The sequence below is a fragment of the Frankia sp. KB5 genome, assembly GCF_002099325.1.
In the GTDB taxonomy this organism is placed as follows: domain Bacteria; phylum Actinomycetota; class Actinomycetes; order Frankiales; family Frankiaceae; genus Frankia; species Frankia casuarinae.
Genome location: NZ_MRUJ01000104.1, coordinates 16,321 through 38,745, shown reverse-complemented (window position 1 = coordinate 38,745; position 22,425 = coordinate 16,321). Strand labels below are relative to the sequence as shown.

20 protein-coding genes are annotated in these 22,425 nt (G+C 69.0%); 2 read left to right on the top strand and 18 right to left on the bottom strand.

Annotated features, from left to right (window positions below; translation table 11 throughout):
• The 17 genes from KBI5_RS11745 to nifV form a co-directional block, all read right to left on the bottom strand.
• Window positions 1-1,078: 2-oxoacid:ferredoxin oxidoreductase subunit beta (locus KBI5_RS11745; RefSeq protein ID WP_085015240.1), on the bottom strand; the 1,078-nt coding region annotated here is incomplete at its 3' end.
• Entirely contained in the window at window positions 1,075-3,078 is a 2,004-nt protein-coding gene (locus KBI5_RS11740; protein ID WP_085015239.1) for a 2-oxoacid:acceptor oxidoreductase subunit alpha, read from the bottom strand. The genes KBI5_RS11745 and KBI5_RS11740, both read right to left, overlap by 4 nt.
• A 114-nt stretch (window positions 3,079-3,192) precedes the next feature.
• A complete protein-coding gene (locus KBI5_RS11735; RefSeq protein WP_011438829.1) occupies window positions 3,193-4,545 on the bottom strand; it encodes a cysteine desulfurase family protein in 1,353 nt (450 codons plus the stop codon).
• Window positions 4,542-5,378, bottom strand: coding sequence for a HesA/MoeB/ThiF family protein (locus KBI5_RS11730; RefSeq protein ID WP_085015238.1), 837 nt, complete (start codon window positions 5,376-5,378; stop codon window positions 4,542-4,544). Before KBI5_RS11730 ends, KBI5_RS11735 begins: the two co-directional genes overlap by 4 nt.
• 47 nt (window positions 5,379-5,425) lie before the next feature.
• Window positions 5,426-6,046: an iron-sulfur cluster assembly accessory protein gene (locus KBI5_RS11725; RefSeq protein ID WP_011438831.1), complete on the bottom strand. Its 621-nt coding sequence runs from the start codon at window positions 6,044-6,046 to the stop codon at window positions 5,426-5,428.
• Window positions 6,043-7,626, bottom strand: a complete 1,584-nt coding sequence (gene nifB / locus KBI5_RS11720) for a nitrogenase cofactor biosynthesis protein NifB (protein WP_116289897.1) — start codon at window positions 7,624-7,626, stop codon at window positions 6,043-6,045. Before nifB ends, KBI5_RS11725 begins: the two co-directional genes overlap by 4 nt.
• Window positions 7,623-7,982, bottom strand: a complete 360-nt coding sequence (locus KBI5_RS11715) for a nitrogen fixation protein NifZ (protein ID WP_085015237.1) — start codon at window positions 7,980-7,982, stop codon at window positions 7,623-7,625. The genes nifB and KBI5_RS11715 overlap by 4 nt, the downstream gene beginning before the upstream one ends.
• Entirely contained in the window at window positions 7,979-8,434 is a 456-nt protein-coding gene (locus tag KBI5_RS11710; RefSeq protein WP_011438834.1) for a nitrogenase-stabilizing/protective protein NifW, read from the bottom strand. The genes KBI5_RS11715 and KBI5_RS11710 overlap by 4 nt, the downstream gene beginning before the upstream one ends.
• Entirely contained in the window at window positions 8,431-8,697 is a 267-nt protein-coding gene (locus tag KBI5_RS11705) for a CCE_0567 family metalloprotein (protein WP_011438835.1), read from the bottom strand. Before KBI5_RS11705 ends, KBI5_RS11710 begins: the two co-directional genes overlap by 4 nt.
• The gene (locus KBI5_RS11700) at window positions 8,687-9,130 is read right to left on the bottom strand and encodes a NifX-associated nitrogen fixation protein (protein WP_011438836.1); all 444 of its coding nucleotides are present in this window, start codon (window positions 9,128-9,130) and stop codon (window positions 8,687-8,689) included. The genes KBI5_RS11705 and KBI5_RS11700 overlap by 11 nt, the downstream gene beginning before the upstream one ends.
• On the bottom strand, window positions 9,127-9,561 hold the full coding sequence (gene nifX, locus KBI5_RS11695) for a nitrogen fixation protein NifX (protein WP_011438837.1): 435 nt from the start codon (window positions 9,559-9,561) through the stop codon (window positions 9,127-9,129). Before nifX ends, KBI5_RS11700 begins: the two co-directional genes overlap by 4 nt.
• Complete coding sequence (locus tag KBI5_RS11690; protein WP_085015236.1) at window positions 9,555-11,228, bottom strand: nitrogenase component 1; 1,674 nt, start codon at window positions 11,226-11,228, stop codon at window positions 9,555-9,557. The genes nifX and KBI5_RS11690 overlap by 7 nt, the downstream gene beginning before the upstream one ends.
• Entirely contained in the window at window positions 11,228-12,598 is a 1,371-nt protein-coding gene (gene nifE, locus KBI5_RS11685) for a nitrogenase iron-molybdenum cofactor biosynthesis protein NifE (protein ID WP_085015235.1), read from the bottom strand. Before nifE ends, KBI5_RS11690 begins: the two co-directional genes overlap by 1 nt.
• 208 nt (window positions 12,599-12,806) lie before the next feature.
• On the bottom strand, window positions 12,807-14,363 hold the full coding sequence (nifK, locus tag KBI5_RS11680) for a nitrogenase molybdenum-iron protein subunit beta (protein ID WP_011438840.1): 1,557 nt from the start codon (window positions 14,361-14,363) through the stop codon (window positions 12,807-12,809).
• A 67-nt stretch (window positions 14,364-14,430) separates the two neighbouring features.
• On the bottom strand, window positions 14,431-15,891 hold the full coding sequence (nifD, locus tag KBI5_RS11675; protein WP_085015234.1) for a nitrogenase molybdenum-iron protein alpha chain: 1,461 nt from the start codon (window positions 15,889-15,891) through the stop codon (window positions 14,431-14,433).
• A gap of 43 nt (window positions 15,892-15,934) precedes the next feature.
• Entirely contained in the window at window positions 15,935-16,798 is an 864-nt protein-coding gene (gene nifH, locus KBI5_RS11670) for a nitrogenase iron protein (RefSeq protein WP_085015242.1), read from the bottom strand.
• Between the two features lie 201 nt (window positions 16,799-16,999).
• Complete coding sequence (gene nifV / locus KBI5_RS11665; protein WP_035729057.1) at window positions 17,000-18,205, bottom strand: homocitrate synthase; 1,206 nt, start codon at window positions 18,203-18,205, stop codon at window positions 17,000-17,002.
• A 742-nt stretch (window positions 18,206-18,947) separates the two neighbouring features.
• On the opposite strand from nifV, the gene KBI5_RS11660 reads away from it, so the two are divergent.
• Entirely contained in the window at window positions 18,948-19,385 is a 438-nt protein-coding gene (locus KBI5_RS11660; RefSeq protein WP_011438844.1) for a hypothetical protein, read from the top strand.
• 128 nt (window positions 19,386-19,513) lie between these two features.
• On the opposite strand, the gene KBI5_RS11655 is transcribed toward KBI5_RS11660, so the two are convergent.
• Window positions 19,514-19,741, bottom strand: a complete 228-nt coding sequence (locus KBI5_RS11655) for a hypothetical protein (protein WP_043590503.1) — start codon at window positions 19,739-19,741, stop codon at window positions 19,514-19,516.
• A 2,252-nt stretch (window positions 19,742-21,993) separates the two neighbouring features.
• On the opposite strand from KBI5_RS11655, the gene KBI5_RS11645 reads away from it, so the two are divergent.
• On the top strand, window positions 21,994-22,416 hold the full coding sequence (locus tag KBI5_RS11645) for a TOBE domain-containing protein (protein WP_011438847.1): 423 nt from the start codon (window positions 21,994-21,996) through the stop codon (window positions 22,414-22,416).
• Window positions 22,417-22,425: the final 9 nt, after the last annotated feature.

The window sequence follows — 22,425 nt, the reverse complement described above, 5'->3', positions numbered from 1 at the left end:
ACCCGGCCACCGTCCAGGAGTCGGCGCCCTGGAGCAACGTCCGCAGATCGCCCAGGCCGCCGGGCCGGGCGGTCGCCAGCCGCTCCTGGAACAGCTGGTCGAACACGGGATGCGAGACCGACCGGTAGACGCCGATCGGCGGCTCCGGAAACTCCGCCTGCGCCAACTGGGCCAGGGCGTAGGCATAGGTCGAGTTCTCCACCGTCGGATCGTGCACCACGACGCGGGGGTCACCGCTGTGCCCGACCGCCAGCTCCCCGGTGGCCGGGTCGCGGATCACGGCGTACTGCTCGTCCACGCCGAAAACCACCGGCATACCGGGCGAGAGCCGGATCGGCCCCTGCTCGCCCTTCGCCCCGGCGGCGCCGGCATCGGCATCGGCATCGGACCGCTTCGGCTGACGGGGGATCGCGTTGAACGTGGGGCAGCCCTGCCGGATCTCCACCAGCGCCGCTCCCTGATGCGCCGCGGCGGCGGTGAGGGTGGCGGTGAGGTGGCGACGGTCCGAGTCGATCGTGCGGGCGACGAACGTCGCGCCGGCGCCGAGCGCGAGCGCAACCGGGTCGAACGGGTTGTCGAGCGACCCGTGGGGGCTCGACGGGCTGATCGTGCCGATCCTGGAGGTCGGCGAATGCTGACCCTTCGTCAAACCGTAGATCTGGTTGTTGAACAACATGATCTTGAGATTCACGTTGCGACGCAGCGCGTGAATAAGGTGGTTACCGCCGATCGACAGCGCGTCGCCGTCACCGGTTACGACCCACACCGCCAGGTCCGGCCGGTTGATCGAGACRCCGGTCGCGAAGGACGGCGCCCGGCCGTGGATCGAGTGGATGCCGTAGGTGTCGAGGTAGTAGGGGAACCGCGAGGAGCACCCGATGCCGGACACGATCACGATGTTCTCGGGCGGGACGCCGAGGGCCGGCAGCAGACCCCGCATCGTCGAGAGGATGGYGTGGTCCCCGCAGCCGGGGCACCAGCGGACCTCGTTGCCGGTCATGTAGTCCTGCGCGGTCAGCGCCGGCCGTCCCGCCAAGTCACCCGACGGTTCTCCGGATCCACCATTCAGCGAGATCATCGTCCTGCCTCCCCGGCCGTGCCGAGCTTCGAACCAAGGTGTACGTTCAACCGGGCGCTCACGTCCCCGACCGGCTTCGAGGCCRCATCCGCCGACGGCTCCTCGTCGATGCCCTGGATGATCCGGCTGATGACGGAGGTAAGCTCGGCGACCCGGAACGGCATGCCGCGGGTCTGGTTGTAGCCGACGGTGTCGATCAGGCATTCCCGGCGCAGGAGTCCGGCGAGCTGCCCGAGGTTCATCTCGGGGACGAGCACGGTGTGGTACTCCGACAGCACCGAGGCCAGGTTCGCCGGCAGCGGGGCGAGATGGCGCAGGTGCGCCTGGGCGACCTTCATGCCGTCGCGCCGCACCTGGCGGCAGGCTTCACCGATCGGCCCCCACGTCGAGCCCCATCCGATCACCAGCACATCGGCGCCGGATCCGGGGGGCCCGCTGGGATCATCGACCTCCAGGAGCGRCACGTCGATGTTATCGATCTTGGACTGTCGGGTGCGGACCAGCAGGTCATGGTTGTCGGGGTCGTAGGAGACCGCACCGGTCAAGTCGGCCTTCTCCAGACCGCCGATGCGGTGCGTGAGCCCCGGGGTACCCGGGATCGCCAGCGGACGGGCCAACGTGATCGGGTCCCGCACGTACGGCAGGAAGATCGGGTTACCGGCCTCGTCCACCCCGTTCGGGCCGGTGGCGAGATCGATCCCGATGGTGGGCAGCTCCGCCGTCTCGGGCACCCGCCACGGCTCGCTGCCGTTGGCGACGTAGGCGTCGGACAGCAGGATGACCGGGGTGCGGTAGGCCAGCGCGATCCGGGCTGCCTCCAGCGCGGCGTCGAAGCCGTCCGCGGGCGAACGCGCCGCGATCACCGGCAGCGGCGCCTCGCCGTGCCGGCCGTACAGGGCCTGGAGCAGGTCGGACTGCTCGGTCTTGGTCGGCAGACCGGTCGACGGCCCGCCGCGCTGCACGTTGACGACAACGAGCGGCAGCTCCATGATCACCGCAAGGCCGAGAGCCTCGGTCTTCAGGGCCATCCCGGGACCGGAGGTGACGGTCACGCCGAGCATCCCGGCGAAGGACGCGCCGATCGCGGAACCGATGGCGGCGATCTCGTCCTCGGCCTGGAAGGAGCGCACGTCGAAGGAGGCGAGCGCGCTCAGCTCGTGCAGAATGTCGGAGGCGGGAGTGATCGGGTAGGCGCCGAGGAACAGCGGCATCCCGGCCTGCTGCGCGGCGGCGACCAGGCCGTAGGCGATCGCCTTGTTGCCCTTCATGTGCCGGTAGGTGCCGGCGGGCAGCTTGGCCGGCTTCACCTCGTAGGAGAGCGCGAAGGCCTCGGTGGTGTCGCCGTAGATCCACCCGGCCCGCAGCGCGGCGATGTTCGCGGCCTGCACGTCCGGCTTCGCGGCGAACCGCTTCTGCAGGTAGGCGATCGTGTCCTCGATGGGCTGACTGAACATCCAGGACACCAGGCCGAGCGCGAACATGTTCTTCGTCCGGGCGGCGTCCTTGCGCTTCAGGTTGAACTCGGCGACGGCCGTGGCGGCGAGACCGGTGAGGTTGATCGCGTGCACGTGGTAGGCGTCCAGCGACCCGTTGGTCAGGGGATCGGCCTCGTAACCGGCCTTTTCCAGGCCCATCACCGTGAACGCGTCGGTGTCCACGATCAGGACCCCGCCGGGACGCAGCTCGGCGATGTTCGCCCTGAGCGCCGCGGGGTTCATGGCGACCAGAACGTCGGGCCGGTCGCCCGGGGTCCTGATGTCGTGGTCAGCGATGTGGAGTTGGTAGCTCGACACCCCGGCCACGGTTCCGGCTGGCGCCCGGATCTCCGCCGGGTAGTTCGGCAACGTTGCCACGTCGTTGCCGCCCGCGGCGGCCTGGGCGCCGAACCGGTCACCGGTGAGCTGCATCCCGTCGCCGGAGTCACCGGCAAAACGGATCACCACGTGTTCCAGTTGCGTGACCCCCGGATCTGGTCGTTCGGACAACTGTTCGGTTGGCATGGCGAAACCTCATCTCAACTTCTCAGCTACGCACGCCCGCGCCGGGCGAGCGGAACCGCGCGTGGCAACGCTGACAGCACGGAAGCGGGGTCAGGGAAGCGTGGGGGGAACGGGTCAGGGATAGGCGGATCGGGGGGCGGGCACCTCGGGCATGCGCAGGGCCCGCGAGAACACCCGGTCGGTGGGGATCTCCTGCGCCCGGAACTCGGTGGTGGGGCCGTCGAAAAGATCGTTCGACCGGTTCTGCTCCAGGGCACGCACGCGCAGCACCGCGCGAGCCACCGCGGCGGCGGCGGCGTGGATCTGGTCGACGCTGGTGAACCGGCCCACGCTGAACCGCAGGCTCTCCATGGCCGCCGTGGTCGACCGTCCCATCGCGGTGAGCACATGGGACGGCTCGGCGCCGCCCCCGTGACAGGCGGAGCCCGCGGACACCGCCACGTCCGGCAGACAGGCCTGGACGGCGTCGGCGTCGGCACCGACGAACCGCAGGTTGATGGTGTTCGGCAGCCGGCATTCGCGGCTCCCGCCGCGCTCACTCGGCCCGTTGAGCTCGACGGCATCGACGCCGAGCCACTCGACGAGCAGATCGTGCAGCAGCTCGGTCTGGGCCCGCTGCCGCGGGGCCTCGTCGTCCATCACCGCGGCGGCGATCCGCGCCGCGGCGCCGAAGCCGACCACCCCGGCGGTGTTGACCGTGCCGGCGCGCAGGCCCCGTTCCTGCCCACCGCCGTGGATCAGCGGTGCCAGCTGCGACCGGGCGTGTCGGCCGGCGATCAGCGCGCCGGTGCCCTTGGGCCCGTAGAGCTTGTGCGCGGACGCGAGGGCGAGGTCGATGCCGGCGTCCGCGACCGAGACCGGCATCCGGCCCAGTGTCTGGGTGATGTCGGCGAGGTAGAACGCCCCCGCCCCGTGGGCGAGCTCGGCGATGGGCCGCGGGTCGTTCAGCGTCCCGGTCTCGTTGTTCGCCGTCATCACCGCCACCAGGGCGACCTTCGAGACGGAGGCCCCGAGAACCCCCCCGTTCCCCGCGACGGCGGAACCGTCCCATACCGGTTGCAGCAGCGCGCGCAGATGATTGAGGTCGATCGTGCCGTCGGGATGAACCCGGATGGTCTGCACGATCGCCCCGTGCACCCGCGCCGCGGCCTCCGCCGCGGCGAGGACCGCCCGATGCTCGGTCGCTCCGACGAGTACGCGGCGGCAGGACGGCGGGGCGGTGGCCAGGACCCCGGCGATCGCCAGGTTGGCCGCCTCGGTCGCCCCGCTGGTGAAGATGACGTCACGCGGCTGGGCGCCGGCGAGGTTCGCCACGTCCCGCCGGGCTCCTTCGACGAGCCGGGCGACGGCCTGCCCCGCCGGGTGCGAGCTGGCCGGATTCGCGAAGTGGTCCCGCAGCAGCGGCAGCATCGCCCGGACAACCTCCGGGTCGACCGGGGTCGTCGCGTTGTGGTCAAGATAGATCACGGTGCGCCTCCAGAGCCGCAGTCCACGCAGGCGGGATCGCGCCGCGTCCGCGGCGTACGCAGGTCCGTGTCCCACAGGTCGAGGTGGATCAGCCGGCCGACCGCCGGCTCGGCGAATCCACCGGCGATCTTCAGCGCCTCGGTCGCCGCCAGGCAGCCCACCGTTCCGGCGACCGCGCCGAGCACCGGGAAACCGAGGGGCTCCCAGGACGGGTCCCCCTCCGGGAACACACACCGCAGGCAGGGCGAACCCGACCGGACCACCAGCAGATACGCCTCGGTGGCGTTCATCGCGGCGACGACCAGGGGGATCTGCGTCGCCAGGCACAGCCGGTTGAGCAGATACCGCTCGGGGAAGTTGTGCCGAGCGTCGACCACCACGTCCGCCTCGGCGATCAGACGGGGCAGGCTGGGATCGGTCAGATCCCGGTCCAGGGCGACGATCTCGACGTCCGGGTGGTGTGCGCGCAGGGTGTCGGCCGCGCACTCCACCCGGGCGTCGCCCACCCGGTCGGGCCGCATCAGGGTCTGCCGGTTGAGGTCCGGCTCCTCCAGAACGCCCGGATGGACCAGGATCAGCCGGCCGATGCCGGCGGCGRCCAGGTAGGTCGCCGCCGCTCCGCCGACCCCGCCCACCCCCGCCACCAGGACGGTCGCGCCGCTGAGCCGCCGCTGAGCGGACACTCCGAAGCCCGGAATACCCAACTGCCGCTCGTACCGTCGATTCGGGTCGAAGACGGACGGCGCCTGCCGACGGGATGGGTACGGTGCCGGCGGCCCGGCACAGATGGACCCCAGCAGACGCGGGTGGGAACGGAATCGGGCGGTGACCATCGGGCGCTCCCCGGGTTAGGCCGAACAGGTGATCAAGTAGTGCGTTGTCAGGACACCAGCGCGACCCGGCCGATCTCGGGCAGGGCCTCCTTCAACCGGCTCTCAATGACGCCGGTCAGGGTCGCGGTGGCGCTGGAGCACCCGCCGCAGGCTCCGGTAAGGCGCAGGTGCACCTCCGCCGTCCCGGGCTCGCCGTTGCCGGCGAGAGTCGCGACGACCTCGGCGTCCCCGCCGTCTCCCCGCAGGAAGGGCCGGATCTCCTCCATGATCTCCTCGACCTGCTCGCGCAGGCGGGCGTCCGCGGCGGTGCGCTCGGTGGAGTCCGAGGCACCGAAGGACGTCCCGCAGCCGCAGGAGCTGGTCGCGTTCGGGTTCTGGAAGGTGAACCCGGAGGAGGTCAGCGTCTCGGTGTAGTCCACGCGCAGCCCGCGCAGCAGGTGAACCATCGACGAGTGGACGACGACGTCAAAGCCGTCCTGGCCGATGACGACGTCCTCGGCCTCGGCACCGGGGACGAGCGCCAGGTTGTAGGTGAAGCCGGCGCAGCCACCGGGGTCGACGCCGATCCGCAGGCTGAACCCGCCCGTGCCGGGGGTCGAGGCGAGCAGGTGACGGACCTGCTTCACGGCCCGGTCGGTCAGTTCGACGGTGGGGGTGGTGGCGCTCATCGGACGGCAACCTCCGCTTCGGCACGATGTGCGACAAGGCGGGAGCCGACCTCGGCCACCGCCTTCTCGATCAGGTCGTAGAGCTCCACCGGTTCGATCCCGGCATTCTCGAGCGCCTCGCGCGGCCCGAGGCCGATCTTGCTGCACAACACCGCCGCGCAGTCGGACAGCATCGCGACCGTCTTGTCGAGCTTGGAGGCGTCCTCGTCGCAGTCCGACGGGCCGTTGCAGTAGCGGTCCACGTCGCGGGTCTGCACGAGCCGGGCCCAGCCCGSACCCCCCTCGTAGATCCAGAACTCGGTCGCGTGACCGAAGTGCTGGTTCACCACGCCGCTGCCCTTGGTCGCTACAGCGACGAGCACGACGTTCTCCGGGCGGGCGTTCCCCGGGCGGGCCCCGGCCGGGGTGCCCTCATCGGGGGATGCGCCCGGGCCAGAGGGAATGACCGCGCCGGTCGAGATGTTCAGCGCTCCCCGGGTGGCAGCCACCTCGGAGCGCCACCGTTCGATCTCGCTATGCGTCTGCCGGCGGCCTTCGAGGTCGTATTCGATCTCACGGCCACGGAACGCCTCGGGAGTGAACTCCTCACCCCGGTCCTCACCGAGCAGGCCGACGGCGTCGGCGCGGCACTGCCGGCAGTGCCGCATCATGTTCATCTCGGCGCCGTCGTCCTGCTCGCAGCGGTCCTGCAGCGCCTTGAGCTCCTGTGGGGTGGGGCCGCGCTGCCCGGTCAGGCCGAAGTGGGTGCCGTGCTCGGGCGCCGACACCAGCGGCATCACGTTGTGCAGGAAGGCGCCGAGCTCCTTGACCTTCCGGGAGACCTCGACGAGGTGGTCATCGTTGATCCCGGGGATCATCACCGAGTTGACCTTGCAGAGAATCTTCCGCTCGGTGAGCATCGCCAGGCCCTCGAGCTGACGCTCGGAGAGGATCCGGGACGCCTCCCGGCCGGTGTACCGCTTACCGCGGAAGGCGATCCACGGGTAGATCCGCTCCCCGACCTCGGGGTCGATCATGTTGATCGTGATGGTGACGTGGTCGACGTTCAGTTCGGCGATGCGGTCGACGTGGTCCGGCAGGGTCAGCCCGTTGGTAGACAGGCAGAGCTTGATGTCCGGGCAGTCCCGGGCCACCAGTTCCATCGTCCGGAAGGTCGGCTTCGGGTTCGCCAGCGGGTCGCCGGGGCCGGCGATCCCCAGCACGCTCATCTGCTTGATCTCGCTGGCCACCAGCTTGACCTTGGCGAGGGCGTCCTCGGGGGACAGCAGGGTGCTGGTGACGCCGGGACGGCTCTCGTTGGCGCAGTCGAACTTGCGGTTGCAGTAGTTGCACTGGATGTTGCAACCTGGGGCGACCGCCACGTGCATCCGGGCGTAGTACTGGTGGGCCTCGGCGCTGTAACAGGGATGATTGGCGATCTTCTCCGCGATCTCCGGGTCCCGCACCGGAGCGCTGGTGCCACAGCTGGACTTGCTCGCGCAGCCGGCGGCGGTGTCGGGCGCCGGCCCGGTGGCCTGCCGGGGCATCTCGCCTGCCGGGTCGGTGGGCAGCATCGGCAGGCTGACGGGGGTTGCCTTCACGACCGCCCTTCCTTCCCCCCGGCGGTCGCCGTGCCGGTGGCCGGAGCGGTCGCCGAGGAGGTCGCGGTGGTCGTCGCGGCGGGTGCGGCGGTACCGGCGGCGACAGCCGCGGCCTGCTGCCACTGCTCGGGGGAGACGAGCTCAMGTTCCAGCGCGCCGACGATGCGGCCGTGGTCGAAAGCCACCGCGTACACGATGTGTTCCTGCAGGTAGAGGCCGACGTTGATGACCTGGCCACGGGTGCCGGCCTCGACGAGAACCTCACCGACGGCGATCGCCGGGTCCGGATACGTGCCGTCGTTACGCAATGCCTTGACGGCGACCACGATGTCGCCGACGTCGTAGGTGCTGTTCATCGGGTTCCACCCAGGTAGTCGGCGGACGCGGCGGCGTGGTGCGGCCAGGCGGACTGGGACGGCTCCACCGGGTCGGACGGCGCCGACGGCTGGGGCACCGTCGGGGTCAGCCGCTCGACGGTGATCGACGACGCGGGCACGAACGACGACTGCGGAGCGCGGTCCTGCAGCACCTTGAACAGGCGGTGGTCCAGGGCGGAGGCGGTGGTGAAGGCCTCATAGGAGCGGATGAGCGCGTCGCGATACTCCCGCAGCAGCTCCACCGGGTTCCCGGCCTCGGTCCGAGTGTCGTGCAGCTCGACCAGCTGGTTGGCGAAGTACCGGAGGATGTGCAGCCGGTTGACGGCCAGGACTCGCGGGTCGTAGTCGACGTCCAGCAGGATGAAGTACTCCTCGGCGGTGGAACAGCGGCGGAAGTCCGCCAGCTGGCCGGCGGCCATGCTCACGCTCATCGCGATGTCTCCTTCTTGAGCAGGCCCTCGAGGAGGGCGATCTCCGCATAGGCGTCGTAGGTGCGGCGGGCGGCGTCGAGCAGGCCCTCCCAGCCGATCGGGAGGTCCTCGGCGAGGTCGTGCAGGTCGAGCTTGAGCTGGGAGGCCCGGCTGCGAAGCTTGCGCAGCCGCAGCTCGGTGTCGGCCGGGGCGCCCCCTGCCGGGGTGTCGGCGGCTTGGGCGTCGGCGGCCGGGGTGTCGGCGGCTTGGGCGTCAGGAGTCATCGCGGGCCACCTCGTTCCATCGTTCGATCTGCTTGGTCGCGCCGGTCACCAGCGACTCGCCCCGGGCGGAGAGCTCGTCCATGGAGCCGAAGCCGAACCGCTGCACGTCCCGCAGCGCGTCGGAGAGGACGACGAGCCGCCCGGCACAAATGATCACGCGCCCGAACCCCTCGTGGCTGAGGTCGAGCACGGTGGTGGTGAACGCCCCGGTCGCCTTCTCGGTGGCCGCCGCGACCGCCTGGTAAAAGGAGCGCACCCGGCCCTCTACGGCGGCGTCGATGTCGCAGTTCACCGCGATCTCGCGGCGCTGCTCCCGCGTGACGATGAACGGGCGGAGCAGGTCCTCGTCGGAGAACCGTTCCAGTTGGCCGTAGGTGTCCCCGGCGCGCAGCTGGTCGACCAGGTCGCCGAGGAAACCGGTCTTCGCGGTCATGCCGCGTCCCCCTTGGGCTTCAGAGCCGTAGCACCGCCGCGGGTCCAGGTCGCCGCCGGCTGCGGCTCGTGGGACCGCAGCACCTTGCGCAGCCAGGGCGGAGGATTGCCGGCCAGCGTCGAGGTGTAGCGGCGGAGCAGCTCGGGGATGGCGGTGCCCTTGACCACCTTCACCGGGTGAACCCGGGCCTTCACCACCTTCGCCGCGGCCGTCCCGCCGATATCACTGATGTTGAGAATCGCGCAGTCCGAGACCGCGGCGAGCCTGGATTCGATCTTGTCCTGTTCGTCCGTCGGCGCCGCGTCGAGCGCGCGGGTCTCCAGGAACCTGGCCCCCTCGGGGCCGACCTCGTACACGTCGAACCGTTGGCACCACCCGAAATGCTGATCCACAGCGGTGCCGTCGCTGGTCGCGAAGGCGATCTTCAACACGGAGACTCCTGGAACAGGTTGTCGAGTTGATCGGATTCACCCGCGGAGCCGGGTTGGGTGGGGATCTCGGTCCGGTGGGCGGGCTGTCCATCCGCGCCAGACACGGAGAACCTCCGCCCGGAACGGCGGTGCACGTGCTCGTGATCGAGCAGACGATTCGCGGCGTCGATGAGCAGGCGCAGGCTTCCGGCGTACCCGGCGGTACCGGCCAGCGCCGCGCCGAGCCGATCGAAGATCGGGAAGCCGACGGGCAGGTGCGCGGCGCCAATCCGGTCGGCGACCTCGCGGGCGTGRCTGGAACCGAGGACGAGGTGCGCACCACCCGCCCGAGCCCGTTCGGYGAGGTCGGTCAGATCACCGACGACGACCTCGTCCCAGGGCGCGTCCGCGAGGACCGGCGCGGCGGTCGGGGACACCGCCGCCACGACCTCGGCCCCGACGTCGTGCAGCAGGGAWCCGACGGCGACCAGGGTCTCCGGCTCCATTGCCAGCGCGACCCGGGCGCCACCGAGGACGAAGTGCGTGTCGAGCAGACCGTCGGCGAGCCGGGCCCGGGCCTGCCGGACCCGGGCCGGCGCGGACGCTCCGGTGAGTTCGATCAGCTCGGTGACCAAGGTGTCCATCTCCGTCAGCCCGCTGAGATGACGGTGGCGGAGGATCCGGGCGCCGGTCCGGGCTGCGAGCAGGTCACCGGCCGCCGCCGCGGTCGCACCCGCGACGAGCACGGCCCGCGACCGACCGAGCGCCCGCAGCCGCGCGAGCCCGGTGCCGCCGGTCGTCGTGGGCTGCCAGGCGGGGGCCAGGTGCCCGTCCACCGATCCGGACAGGTCGGGGACGAGTACCGGGTCGAGCCCGAACGCGCGAATCAACTCACCGAGCTCGTCGAGGTCGGCCGCCGTCAGGGACGGGCCGACCAGGACGGCGAGCTGGCGCGGGTCCAGAGCACCACCGTCCGCCGCCGCCACCCGTCGGGCGGCGGACCCCAGGGACCTGGCGGACCTGGTGGACCTGGCAGCCTCGGCGGACCCGGCGGACCCGGCGGACCCGGGGGTAGTGAGATGCGTTACGGGAGCGCTGGCCGCGATGAAGGCGGTGCGCCCGGTAAAATACCCCGCTTCGGAAGGCTCCGTTTCGGAATGCTCTGCCGGCACCACCGCTCGGACCAGCGCCTCCAACGCRGCCGACCAGCCGTCGGACAGCCCCCCGATGAAGTCCGGGGTGGAGACCCCGACGATCAGCGGGGCCCTGCCGGGGGCGGAGCCGTTCGCGCCCGCCTCCGGCCCGCTCGAGTCGGTCTCGTTCCAGGCCGAGAGGTACTTGCGCAGCTGGCCGCCGACGTCCTCGCCGCTGACCTCGGTGACCCCCGTGGTGAGCAGGCCGATGATCTCCGGCCGCTGCTTCTTCCGGATGGCATCGAGCGTCTCCACCATCGCCTCACCACTGCCGAGGACCGCGGTCACCTCGGTGATCGCGGTGGTCTGCAGCGGGATCGGCTCGTTGAAATGCCGGGTGAGCAGGGCCTTGGCGAATGACGCGCACCCCTGCGCACCATGCATGATCGGCAGCGAGCCGGCGAGGCCCAGGAAGACCAGCGCACCCCCGAGCGGCTGGCTGTGCTTGAGCGGGTCGATCGTCGCCTGCCRCTCTCCGGTCACGATCTCGGCCATCAGCGGGCTCCGACCAGGTCCCAGGGAGCGGGCCGGGTGACCTGCTCCCAGACCGGGCTCGCGATCGCCAGGTCGAGGCGCCGGGCGAGCTCGACCATCCCGGTGTAGCCGGCGTAAGGGATGTGCCGCTCCTGGTTGATATCGAGGAACGGCAGCCGGCCCTTCAGCGCGGTGTACTGGTTGCGGCCGCCGGCGACGAGGATGTCCGCCCCGGTCTGTTCGGCGACCCGCAGCAGCTCGCGCGGACTGCCCTCTTTGATCATTTTTGCGTCGCCGAGYAGCTCGCGGATCTTGTCCACGTCGCCGTCGGAGCTCTTGGTAATGCCGCTGCCGACCACCTCGATGCCGAGGTCCTGCAGCGCGGACACGATCGACCAGCTCTTGACCCCGCCGGTGTATAGCACCGCCTTACGCCCGGCGAGCCTGCGCCGGTACGGCTCAAGTGCGACGGCGACGGCCGCCTCCTCGACAGCGATGAGCTCCTCCGTGCGGCGGGAGAGCTCGTCGTCCTCGAGCAGGCGGGCGAAGCCGCGCAGGGTGTCGCCCATCGCCCGGGTGCCGTAGAAGCTGCCCTCGAACCACGGGATCCCGTAGCGTTCCTGCAGGCCACGGGCGAGTCCGAGCAGCGCGCGCGAGCAGACCACCATCGTCGCCCTGGCCCGATGGGCCGCGGCGACGTCACGGTAGCGGGCATCACCGCTGATGCACGCCTGCACCCGAAGGCCCAGCCGGGACAGCAGCGGCAGGACGTCCCACAACTCCCCGGCGATGTTGTACTCACCGATCAGGTTGACGTCCCGGTCGGTGGTGAGCTCCGGCTCAACGGTGCCGATCACGTGGTCGAGCAGGGCCTGGCCGGCGAGCCGGTTGCCGAGGTTCTTGCTGCCGACGAACCCGGGCGAGTGGATCGGGATCACCGGCACCCCGGACTCGGCGGCGGCAGCCGCGCACACCGCGTCGAGATCGTCTCCGATCATCGCGGTGACGCAGGTCGAATAGACGAAGACCGCTGGCGGCGAGTGCCGCTCGACGACCTCCAGGATGGTGTCGAACAGGCGCTGTTCCCCCCCGAGCACCACGTCGTTCTCGGCCATGTCGGTGGTGAAGCCGTGCCGGTAGAGCACCGGCCCGGACGACAGGCTGCCTCGGCCGTCCCACGAGTTGCCCGCGCAGCCGATCGGGCCGTGGACCACATGAGCGCAGTCGGCGATCGGGACGAGGGTGATCATGGCTCCGTCGAAGGCGCAGCCTCCGGAAGTGCCCCCGGGCTTGGGTTTGGGACAACCCGCCTTGCGGGCCTTGGTGCTCTTGGCGTTGTTGTGGTTACAGGCCGGTTCGGTGAACAGCGCGACGCGTTCTGTGGCTGCCATGGGCCATCCTCGGAAGGACGCGGTTCTACGGGCACGGTTCTTGAAAGAGGTGAGACGGGGGCGAGGGGTCGATCGATCCGGGAGGTGATCGATCGACCCCACGGCGGGGTGGTCGGCCGGTCGCAGGGAGCGCGGTGGGTGCGGCCGGCCGACCACGTTCAGATCCGGCCGGGAGCCGGACCGGCCACAGCTGTGCCCGGTCGGACGCTCAGCGGACGACGTCGAAGCTGTGGTCGGGGCTGGTGCGGTCCAACTCGTCGAGCACCGTGTTGACGAGCTGGGTGAGCAGGTGCAGACCGCCGGTGTAGCCGACGATCGGGAAGCGGTGCAGGTGGTGCCGGTCGAAGATCGGGAAACCGACCCGGACCAGCGGCACGTTCGCCTCCCGGGAGATGTACTTCAGGTACGAGCTCCCAATGAGCAGGTCGACCGGCTCGGTGAAGACCAGCGACCGCAGGTGCCAGAGGTCCTTGCCCGGCCAGACGGTCGCCGCCTCGCCGAACTTGCTAGTCGAGAGGACCTTCTCCAGCCTGGGCGCGAAGGAGTTGTCGGCGTTCGTGCTCAGCAGGTGGACCGGGATCATCCCGAGTTCGAGGGCGAAGCCGGTCATCGCGATGACGAGGTCAGGGTCACCCGCGATGGCGACCCGCTTGCCGTGCAGATAGGCATGCGAGTCGGTGAGCGCGTCCACCAGGCGGCCACGCTCGGCGGTGAGCTCGGCCGGGATCTCGACCTCCGCCAGGCGGGCCACCTCAGTCAGGAAGCGGTCGGTGTTCTTCACCCCGATAGGGGTCTCGAGCACCACCGTCTCCTGCTTCCACCCGTCCCGGACGAACTCCGTCGTCTTGCGGGTGGTGGTCTCCTGAAGCATCACGGTAGCGCGGCTGAACCGAGCCGTGGCGGCCTCGGCGAGCGGGGTACCACCTGGGTAGAGCTCGTACTCACCCGTCGCCGGCGAGTCCAGGGAGCTGCTGTGGTCGCCCAGGATCAGGGGGTCGACACCCATCAGCTCGAGGATGCGGCGGTACTCGCGGTGGTTGCCGACGTAGGTCTCGAAGCCGGGCACGATGTTCAGCCGGGGCTTCCCGGGGGACTCGACCTTGTCGGCGTCCGCTGTCCTGCTCAGGAGCTCCAGGATGCCCTTGAGCATGCTGTCGTAGCCGGTGAGGTGCGAGCCCACGAAGCTCGGCGTGTGCGCGTACGGCACCGGGTAGTCGGCGGAGATCGCGCCCTTGTCCCGCGCCGCGCCGATGTAGGCGAACAGGTCCTCCCCGATCACCTCGGCCATGCAGGTGGTGCTGACCGCGACCATCTTGGGCTTGTACAGGGTGGTCGCGTTCTCGAGCGCCTCGACCAGGTTGTTCAGCCCGCCGAAGACGGCGGCGTCTTCGGTCATCGACGAGGATGCCGCCGGGACGGGCTCCTTGAAGTGCCGGGCGAAGTGGCTGCGGAAGTAGGCGACGCAGCCCTGCGAGCCGTGCACCAGGGGCATGGTGCCCTCGAAGCCGAGGCCCGCCAGGACCGCGCCGAGCGGCTGGCACGCCTTGGCCGGGTTGACGGTCAGCGCCTCCCGGGCGAAGTTCTTCTCCCGGTACTCCCAGCCGCGGGTCCACTCCAGGACCCGGGCGACCTCGGCGGCGTCGCTGCCGTTCTCGAACTCGCGCTTGCCCTCGAACTGCTTCTGGTAGACCTCGTCCTTGAACAGCTCGCTGTGGTCGAGGACCCGCAGCGGGACGGAACTGTTTGTTTCCGGAGTCGTCGTCACCGGACATCCTCCCTTCTACCGTGGCTGATGACTGCCGGCTACCGCCGGCGGGGGCCGGACCGGCCGGTCAGAACACCTCTCCGGCCTTCGACCAGGGGGTCTCCATGAGGTCCCAGGTCGGGCTGTTGATCGCGATGTCCATGTCACGGGCGAAGACCGCGAAGCCGTCCACGCCGTGGTATGGCCCGGAGTAGTCCCAGGAGTGCATCTKGCGGAAGGGGACGCCCATCTTGTGGAAGACGTACTTCTCCTTGACGCCCGCGCCCATCAGGTCCGGCTTGAGCCGCTTGGCGAACTCCTCCAGCTCGAAGGCCGTCGGGTCGTCGTAGAGGACCACGCCCTCCGCGAGAGCGGGGTAAGTACGGGTGTAGTCGTCCTTGTGCGCGAACTCGTAGCCGGTGCCGACGACCTCCATGCCGAGGTCCTCGTAGGCACCGATGGTGTGCCGGGGCCGCAGTCCGCCGACCGCGAGCATGACCCGCTTGCCTTCCAGGCGCGGCCGGAAGGCGTTCGTGATCTCGTCGAACCGGACCTGGTAGCGGGCGATCGCAGCCTCGGTCTTCTGCTTGATCTCGTCGTCGAAGAAAGCCGCGATCTTCCGCATCGAATCGACGATCTTGGTAGGACCGAAGAAGTTGAACTCGGTCCACGGAGTGCCGTAGCGCTCCTCCATGGTCGTGCAGATGTAGTTCATCGACCGGTAGCAGTGGATCAAGTTCAGCTTCGACAGGTGCGTCGAGGCCATCTCGTTGATCGTGCCGTCACCGGACCACTGGGCGATGACCCGCAGGCCCATCTCCTCCAGGATCTTCCGGGAGGCCCAGGCGTCGCCGCCGATGTTGTAGTCGCCGATGAGCGCGACGTCATACGGCGTCTGCTTGAAGGTGTTCCCGCCGGTACCCAGCACGTGGTCGCGGACCGCGTCGTTGGCGATGTGGTGGCCGAGGGACTGGCTGACCCCGCGGAACCCCTCGCAGCGCACCGGGACGACCGGCAGCTCGAGCTTCTTCGAGGCCTTGCGGGAAACCGCCTCGATGTCATCGCYGATCAGACCGATCGGGCACTCGGACTGGACCGAGATCCCCTTGGCCAGCGGGAACAGCTCGACGATCTCGTCGCAGACCGTCTCCAGCTTCGGGTCACCGCCGAAGACGATGTCCTTCTCCTGGAAGTCGGTCGTGAACTGCATCGCGGCGAAGTTATTCACGCCCCAGGGGCCGCGGGCGTAGTTGCGCCGGGTGGCCCAGGAGTACTGGCCACAGCCGACCGGGCCGTGGCTGATGTTGACGATGTCCTTGACCGGGCCCCACACCACACCCTTGGAACCGGCGTAGGCGCAGCCGCGGATCGTCATGACCCCCGGGCGGGATTTGATGTTGGACTTGACCTCGCACTCCTTCGACCCATCGGGGTCGTTGGCCTTGAGGTGCTTGGCCCGGAACTTGGCCGTCTTCGCAGGGTAGTTAGACAGCACCTCGGCGATCATCGCCTCGGTCTCGGCCTTGATAGGTGCCGGCGTCGTCGTCATGGTCGGGACCTCATCCTCGACGGAGTCGGAGCAGGTGACAGGGTCAGGCGACAGCGGCGRCCTTGCCGATGATGCTCTCGTCCTCCTGCTCCATGATCCCGAACTCGATGAGGAGCTCCTCGAGCTCGTCCATGGTGATCGGCGTYGGGATGGTCTTCATGTCGTTGTCGACGATCTTCTTGGCGAGCTGCCGGTACTGGTCGGCCTGCTCGTWCTTCGGGTCGTACTCGATGACCGTCATCCGGCGCAGCTCGGCGTGCTGCACGACGTTGTTGCGCGGGATGAAGTGGATCATCTGGGTGTTGAGCCGGCGGGCGAGCTCAATGATCAGCTCGTCCTCGCGGTCGGTGTTGCGGCTGTTGCAGATGAGCCCGCCGAGCCGGACACCACCGGAGTGCGCGTACTTGAGGATGCCTCGGGCGATGTTGTTCGCCGCGTACATCGCCATCATCTCGCCGGAGGTGACGATGTAGATCTCCTGCGCCTTGCCCTGGCGGATCGGCATCGCGAACCCGCCGCAGACGACGTCACCGAGGACGTCGTAGGTGACGAAGTCGAGGTCCTCGTAGGCGCCGGCCTCCTCCAGGTAGCTGATGGAAGTGATGACACCGCGGCCGGCACAGCCCACACCGGGCTCCGGGCCACCGGACTCGACGCACTTGATGCCCCACTGGCCCTCTACCAGGACCTCGTCGAGCTCCAGGTCCTCGACCGAGCCCTTCTCGGCAGCCAGCTGGATGACGGAGGTCTGGGCCTTGGAATGYAGGATGAGCCGGGTCGAGTCGGCCTTGGGGTCGCAGCCGACGATCATGACCTTCTTGCCCATCTCGGCCATCRCCGCCATGGTGTTCTGCTGGGTGGTGGACTTGCCGATACCACCCTTGCCATAGAATGCGATCTGGCGCATGCGGTGTTCCTCCTCGGAACGGTTGCCCAGCGCAGGGGGCACCGGTGCCACGACCACGCCGATCGGGCAGGTCGGGCCGCGAGAGCCCCTGGGCTGGAGTCGTGCCGCCGGCCGGGTTTGGCCGGGACATCGGCACAACCGTTAGTTGTTGATCTACCCCGTTGCGTCTGTCAGCCGGGTCCGGGTCCTGCCGGACCCGGCCTAGGACGGCGGGGCCTCCACTCGGGGGGCCGGCACTTCGGCCCGCCCGAGAAGCTCCTGGAAGTCACGGCCGTGCAGGCCGCGCTTCGTCTGGGTCGCCGTGGTCCGGACCCGCTCAAGCAGCGGCTCGATCTCGCTGTCGTCGGCGGTGATGCCGTACTGGGCCAGCGCGTAACGCACCGAGGCCCGGCCACTATGCTTCCCGAACGCGAGCCGCCGTTGCCCGCCGACTTCGGCGGGGTCGAACGGCTCGTAGGTCGACGGGTGTCGCAGCACGCCGTGGACGTGGATCCCCGACTCGTGCGCGAACACCGACTCACCGACCACCGCCTTGCCTACCGGCAGCGGGCGGCAGGCGGCCCGGGCCACCATCCGCGCGAGCCTGCGGAACGAGGTGGTGTCCAAGTCCACCGGCACCTTCAACAGGTGCCGCAGGGCCATCGCCACCTCCTCGAGCGGGGCGTTGCCGGCCCGTTCCCCCAGACCCAGCACCGTGGTGCTAACCCAGGTGAATCCGGCCTGAACCGCGGCGAGGGTGTTTGCGGTCGCCAGACCGAAGTCGTCGTGGGCGTGGATCTCCCACTCCCCCGGGACCGCCTGGACCAGCCGGCCGAGCCGGGTGTAGGCGCTGACCGGGTCCAGCAGACCGACCGTGTCGGCCCAGCGGATCCGGGTGGCGCCCCACTCGCGCAGCTCGCCGGCCAGCTCGATGACGAAGTTGTCGTCCGCGCGGGAGGCGTCCTCCAGGCCGACGCTGAATCGCAGCCCGCGGTCGGCCGCGTCGAAGACGCAGTCGCGGATGCGGCGCCGCGCCCATCCCCGGTCCCGGCCCAGCTTGCTCTTCAGATGCAGGTCGGAGACGGGAATGGTGAGGTGCGCGGTGACAATTCCGCAGGACACCGCGGCATCGATGTCGCGGCGGTCGGCCCGGCACCACGCCACCACGCCGGCCTGGGGTTGCGTCGCGAGGATCTCCCGCAGGACATCCCGTTCGGCGGGTCCCATGGCAGGTATTCCGGCCTCGATCTGGTGTACGCCGATGGCGTCCAGAGCAGCGGCGATGGCAAGTTTCTCGGCTGCGGTGAATGCCACTCCAGGCGCCTGCTCGCCGTCGCGCAGGGTGGTGTCGCAAAACCTGACCGGCGCGGCCGGCTCGACCGTAGGCGCGGATGAGCTGGGAAAACGGGGACCGGGCACTGTCATCACCAGCCGTCGATCGAGAACAGAAGGCCATGGGATCGCCCCCGAACAGTGGTTCTTCGTTTGTCCGGTGGCGACACGAAGAACACTAGGAGCCGTTTATTTCAGCCCTGCAAGCCCCGGTAACTTCGGCGTTAACAGGTATTCCGTCGGGATGACTGGAAGCTTCTCCCGAAAGATACCTCGAAGGATATTCTCAAGGAAAAATCTTTAATTAAAATTTTCCTGGAAACTTTCCCCCGTGGCGCCGCCCACATAGCCCCGGGCGCGCCGCCGAAGTGGTCCGGAGCACACGGTACGCCAGGAAGATCGCCCGATTACGGGGATCCCCCAGCTCCGTCGGCGCGATGTAGATGACAGTAGCAAACGCCCCGTGCAGATGAGATGTTATCGGAACATTCGAACAAGAGTTTCAGCGAGGTACCTGCCATGTTACGTAGAGATGTCGGCGCTATCGATGCTGGTCACGGCGGATGAACAAGATGACTCACATTCATGTTGGCAGCTTCCCGACCGCCGCGCGATCCCGATCACCAGGATTAACTTTTCCGAAACCGACAAGGTCCGTCGTGAGTGGACCTCGYCCGAGGAGTCGGTTATCTTATGGATAACAGTTATTTTCCGCCGGGCGACGCCGGGCGACGCCGACCTGGCAGCACGCAGTGCTTTCCTATGGAGAGCGGAAGGAGCTGGGCGTGTCGGTTCGCGCATACGTGGAGTACTTGGGTTGCCAGTCGGGATGGTAGAGATGACGGACACGCAGATGGTCGGCGTGCCGTCCGACCCGCCGGGAACGTGGGAGGACCTGCGTGCGACCGTAGTAGGCAACAACGGTGTCTTCCGGATCAACATGGGGACACTGCGGGAGATCGGCGGCTATGGCCGATTGGGTACCAACGTGCGGCAGATCCTGAGCCGGAACCTCGCCGGCATCGGTCTCGGGCACCTGCCCACGGAACTACCGTCCTACCAGGACAAAGAGGTTCTGCTCTTCCAGTTCGGCACACCGGCGGCAGAGATCGTCGAGGCGGTCCGGGAGGGCGCCTCCGACGGAGCTGAATCCGCGCTGGTCAGGCTGAACTCCTCGCAGGACATCGCGAAGGTGCGCGACGCCTCACTCAAGGCTGTCGAGCTCCTCTCGATTCTGAACGACCGCTGCCGGGACTGCATGCGCCCGCTGCATTAAGCGACCGGTGGCCGTCACCTCCRTCGCCGGCCTGACGGTCGGCGACGGAGGTGTCTGGTCGTGGCTGCCGGAGGCGGTGGACCGCCAGGTCAACCGGGGGAAATCCGGCAGCTTCGTGTTCGTCACGCCTATGTTTGATCATGGCCGCGAACCACGGCGTGGGAACGACGGCGACAAAGCGTCATCGTGGCGACGGCGCTGTCCCGCTCCGCCCACGCCATCGCCCAGTGGAAGTGGCCATATCGTGGCGGACCGTCATGGTTGGCGGCACGGACCGGGACGGCGGGCGGCGTTTTCCAACGCCGCCCGCCGTCTTCGGCATTGAACTCGCCGTTGAGCTCGGCGTTGAACGCCATGAGACAATGCACCGTCGATCGAATCCCGCATCGCCGGGACGGCCCCCGCATTCGCGGAGCGCACTTGCATTTGCCGGAACGCACCTGCGCTGTCGGCCTGCCCCCGTATTTACCCGGCGCCCCGCATTGTTGTTGAGCACTCGCATTCGCCGGACGCCGCTGCACTTGCATTGAGCGCCCGGAACAGACGTGGATGCCTTCGGTGGCCGCCCGGTCCGGCGTCCCGTATCCGTGGCGTCAGGGGTGGAGTCAGGCCGCGGTGCCGGTTGTTCCGGCCGGCCCCGTCGACGGAGGCAGGCGGGCGGGATTCGACGCCGGCAATCCGGTGGTTCGACTGTTATCGATGACCACTACCGGGAACTGTACGGCCAGCAGCTCACCGGTATCGGCGTCGACTCACTGCCGGTGGACTGGCAGCGCGAGCAGCTTGAGTGGTTCGCCGCCGACGTCGCCCCCCGAACTGCGTCGCCCCCCGAACTGYGTCGGGCGTATCCGAGCACCCGCTGGGAGCCGCAGGATTCGGCCCAGACCGCGTCACAGGCTTCGACGTAGGCCGCGTCACGGGCCTCGTCACGGGCTTCGACGTAGGCCCCGTCACGGGCCCCGTCACGGGCTTCGACGCAGGTCCCGTCACGGGCCCCGTCACGGGCTTCGACGCAGGTCCCGTCACGGGCCCCGTCACGGGCTTCGACGCAGGTCCCGGTTGGCTGACCCCGATCAGCCGAGAGATGTCGGCCGCCGCGGATCGCCGGCCGAGAGCCGACGACTGCTGACGGGGGTCCGCGGCACCACCCACAGGAACGCTCCGAACCCCGGATCGATGGTCGCGCGACGCAACGCCGCCGACACCACGCGTACGTGAAAGGCTCCGCAGGAAACCGAGAAGCCTTTTTCCATACCGCAACCATGTCCCCAACCGACCAAGCGCCGCGACCGGCGCAGGCGTGCCGCTATAGCAAGTGATGAGTGAGCGCGCACTTGCGCTAACTCCAGCCGGCAGCCGAGCTAGCAGGCGGGCGCTAACTGTTGAAAGYGTATCAGCTAGCACGGCAATCACCGCTCGACCACTTCTCGTCCGGCTTATCGAAGGTCAGTCCGTCTCGTCGGACCGGTCCAGTGATACCACCGCCGCGCGACGAGCGGATCGGGCGACCGCGCCGCACCGATCACAATGCACAGCCAGCCGCACATCCAGACATCCGGCCGACCATGAACGCGGTGCCGAGGAGGAACGGTCCCCTCAACGTCGTTGACCGACGCCCGTTCCGGAGCACTCCAGCGGCGGTTCCAGCGCGAGGGATGYGCACCCCTACGAGGTAGTCCGACACCGGAAGCGGGGGTACCCCTTCTGGCCCCCTCATCGGGAGGTAGGCCATGGCCCGGAACATTCTCGGCTTCCCTGAACACCGTTCCCCGCAGGCGTGTCGGGAATACGGATGACGGGGACAGCCGGGTACAGCGAAAACAGCCCTACGAGGCCCTCCGCAAGCCCCCTACGGGGTTAGTCCGGAGGTTGGCTCGGGGGTTAGTCTGGGGGTAGTCCGGCCTAGGCGCCGGTTCCACCGTCGGCAGCCGTTGCCATCGGCCGCCGGCCATCGGCCATCGTGATTCTCCGCGGCTCGGCTACCCGGTCGGCTACCCGGGGCAGCCGCTCGGACGGTCCGCCGAGAGTTGCCGTTGTTTAATGTTGTGCGCTTTCGTTGCTTCAGCACGATTGCCCGATGTCATACGACGATGATCTGTTGTTGCGGGGGTGGACGCCAGTCGGATGATCGGCGGGGCTGCCGCCGAGGGAGGCCGGGATTTCTTTGGGTCGCAGACGTGGGTGGATCAGGCGCGGGTGACCTGGCGCCCATGCTGGCGGCGAGGTAGGTGTGTTGTCTGACATGACAGTGGGTAACAGTAGAGCTTCTGGCGACATTTCCTGCCTATCCGTTGTGTCAAGGCAGTGTTCTGTCGGTGCGGGGCGCCTGCGTGCGGGAGGCCGGACTCTCGGGGTCGGTGGTCGACATCGACCTGTTCGGGGTAGGCGAACCGGTGGCACCGCACTGCCCGCTCCCCCCGACGCGGGCGGTGCGACCCGCACGGACCGATCAGGCGCGACCGCCTGTCGGACATCACTCGTCCGCAGGACCCTTCCGCACGACTGTTCCGCACGACTCTTCTGCAGGTGAGGCATGTACGCGGCACGGACGGACGGGTAGGAGTTGACTGACGGCACCTGGCGGCACCCGAGAGGACAAGGTGGACCGATGAGCCTGAGCATCCGCAACCGACTGACCGGAACCGTCACCGACATCACCGAAGGTGCGGTGATGAGCACCGTGACCGTCGATCTTTCCGGCGGGCAGACCGTCACCGCCGCGGTGACCCTTGATGCGATCAAGGATCTCGGCCTCTCGGTGGGGGCCACCGTCGAGATTCTGATCAAGTCCACCGAGGTGGCGCTGGCCACGGGCGGCGTGGACGGTCTGAGCATCCGTAACCGGCTGCGCGGCACGGTATCCAGCCTGGAGACCGGCGGTGCCATGGCCGTCGTGCACATCGCCCTCGACGGTGGCGGCGTGCTCACCGCGGCGATCACCCTGGCCGCCGCGACCGACCTCGCTCTGGCCGCGGGTTCCTCGGTGACCGCCCTGGTCAAGTCGACGGAGGTGGCCCTCGCGACAGCCTGACGGGGCCGG

Coding starts and splice junctions, on each gene's coding strand:
- KBI5_RS11645 (WP_011438847.1), top strand. CDS start 21,994: ATGAGCCTGAGCATCCGCAACCGACTGACCGGAACCGTCACCGACATC.
- KBI5_RS11700 (WP_011438836.1), bottom strand. CDS start 9,130: ATGACCGCGAAGACCGGTTTCCTCGGCGACCTGGTCGACCAGCTGCGC.
- KBI5_RS11655 (WP_043590503.1), bottom strand. CDS start 19,741: ATGGCGTTCAACGCCGAGCTCAACGGCGAGTTCAATGCCGAAGACGGC.
- KBI5_RS11710 (WP_011438834.1), bottom strand. CDS start 8,434: ATGAGCGTGAGCATGGCCGCCGGCCAGCTGGCGGACTTCCGCCGCTGT.
- KBI5_RS11705 (WP_011438835.1), bottom strand. CDS start 8,697: ATGACTCCTGACGCCCAAGCCGCCGACACCCCGGCCGCCGACGCCCAA.
- KBI5_RS11725 (WP_011438831.1), bottom strand. CDS start 6,046: ATGAGCGCCACCACCCCCACCGTCGAACTGACCGACCGGGCCGTGAAG.
- KBI5_RS11660 (WP_011438844.1), top strand. CDS start 18,948: ATGACGGACACGCAGATGGTCGGCGTGCCGTCCGACCCGCCGGGAACG.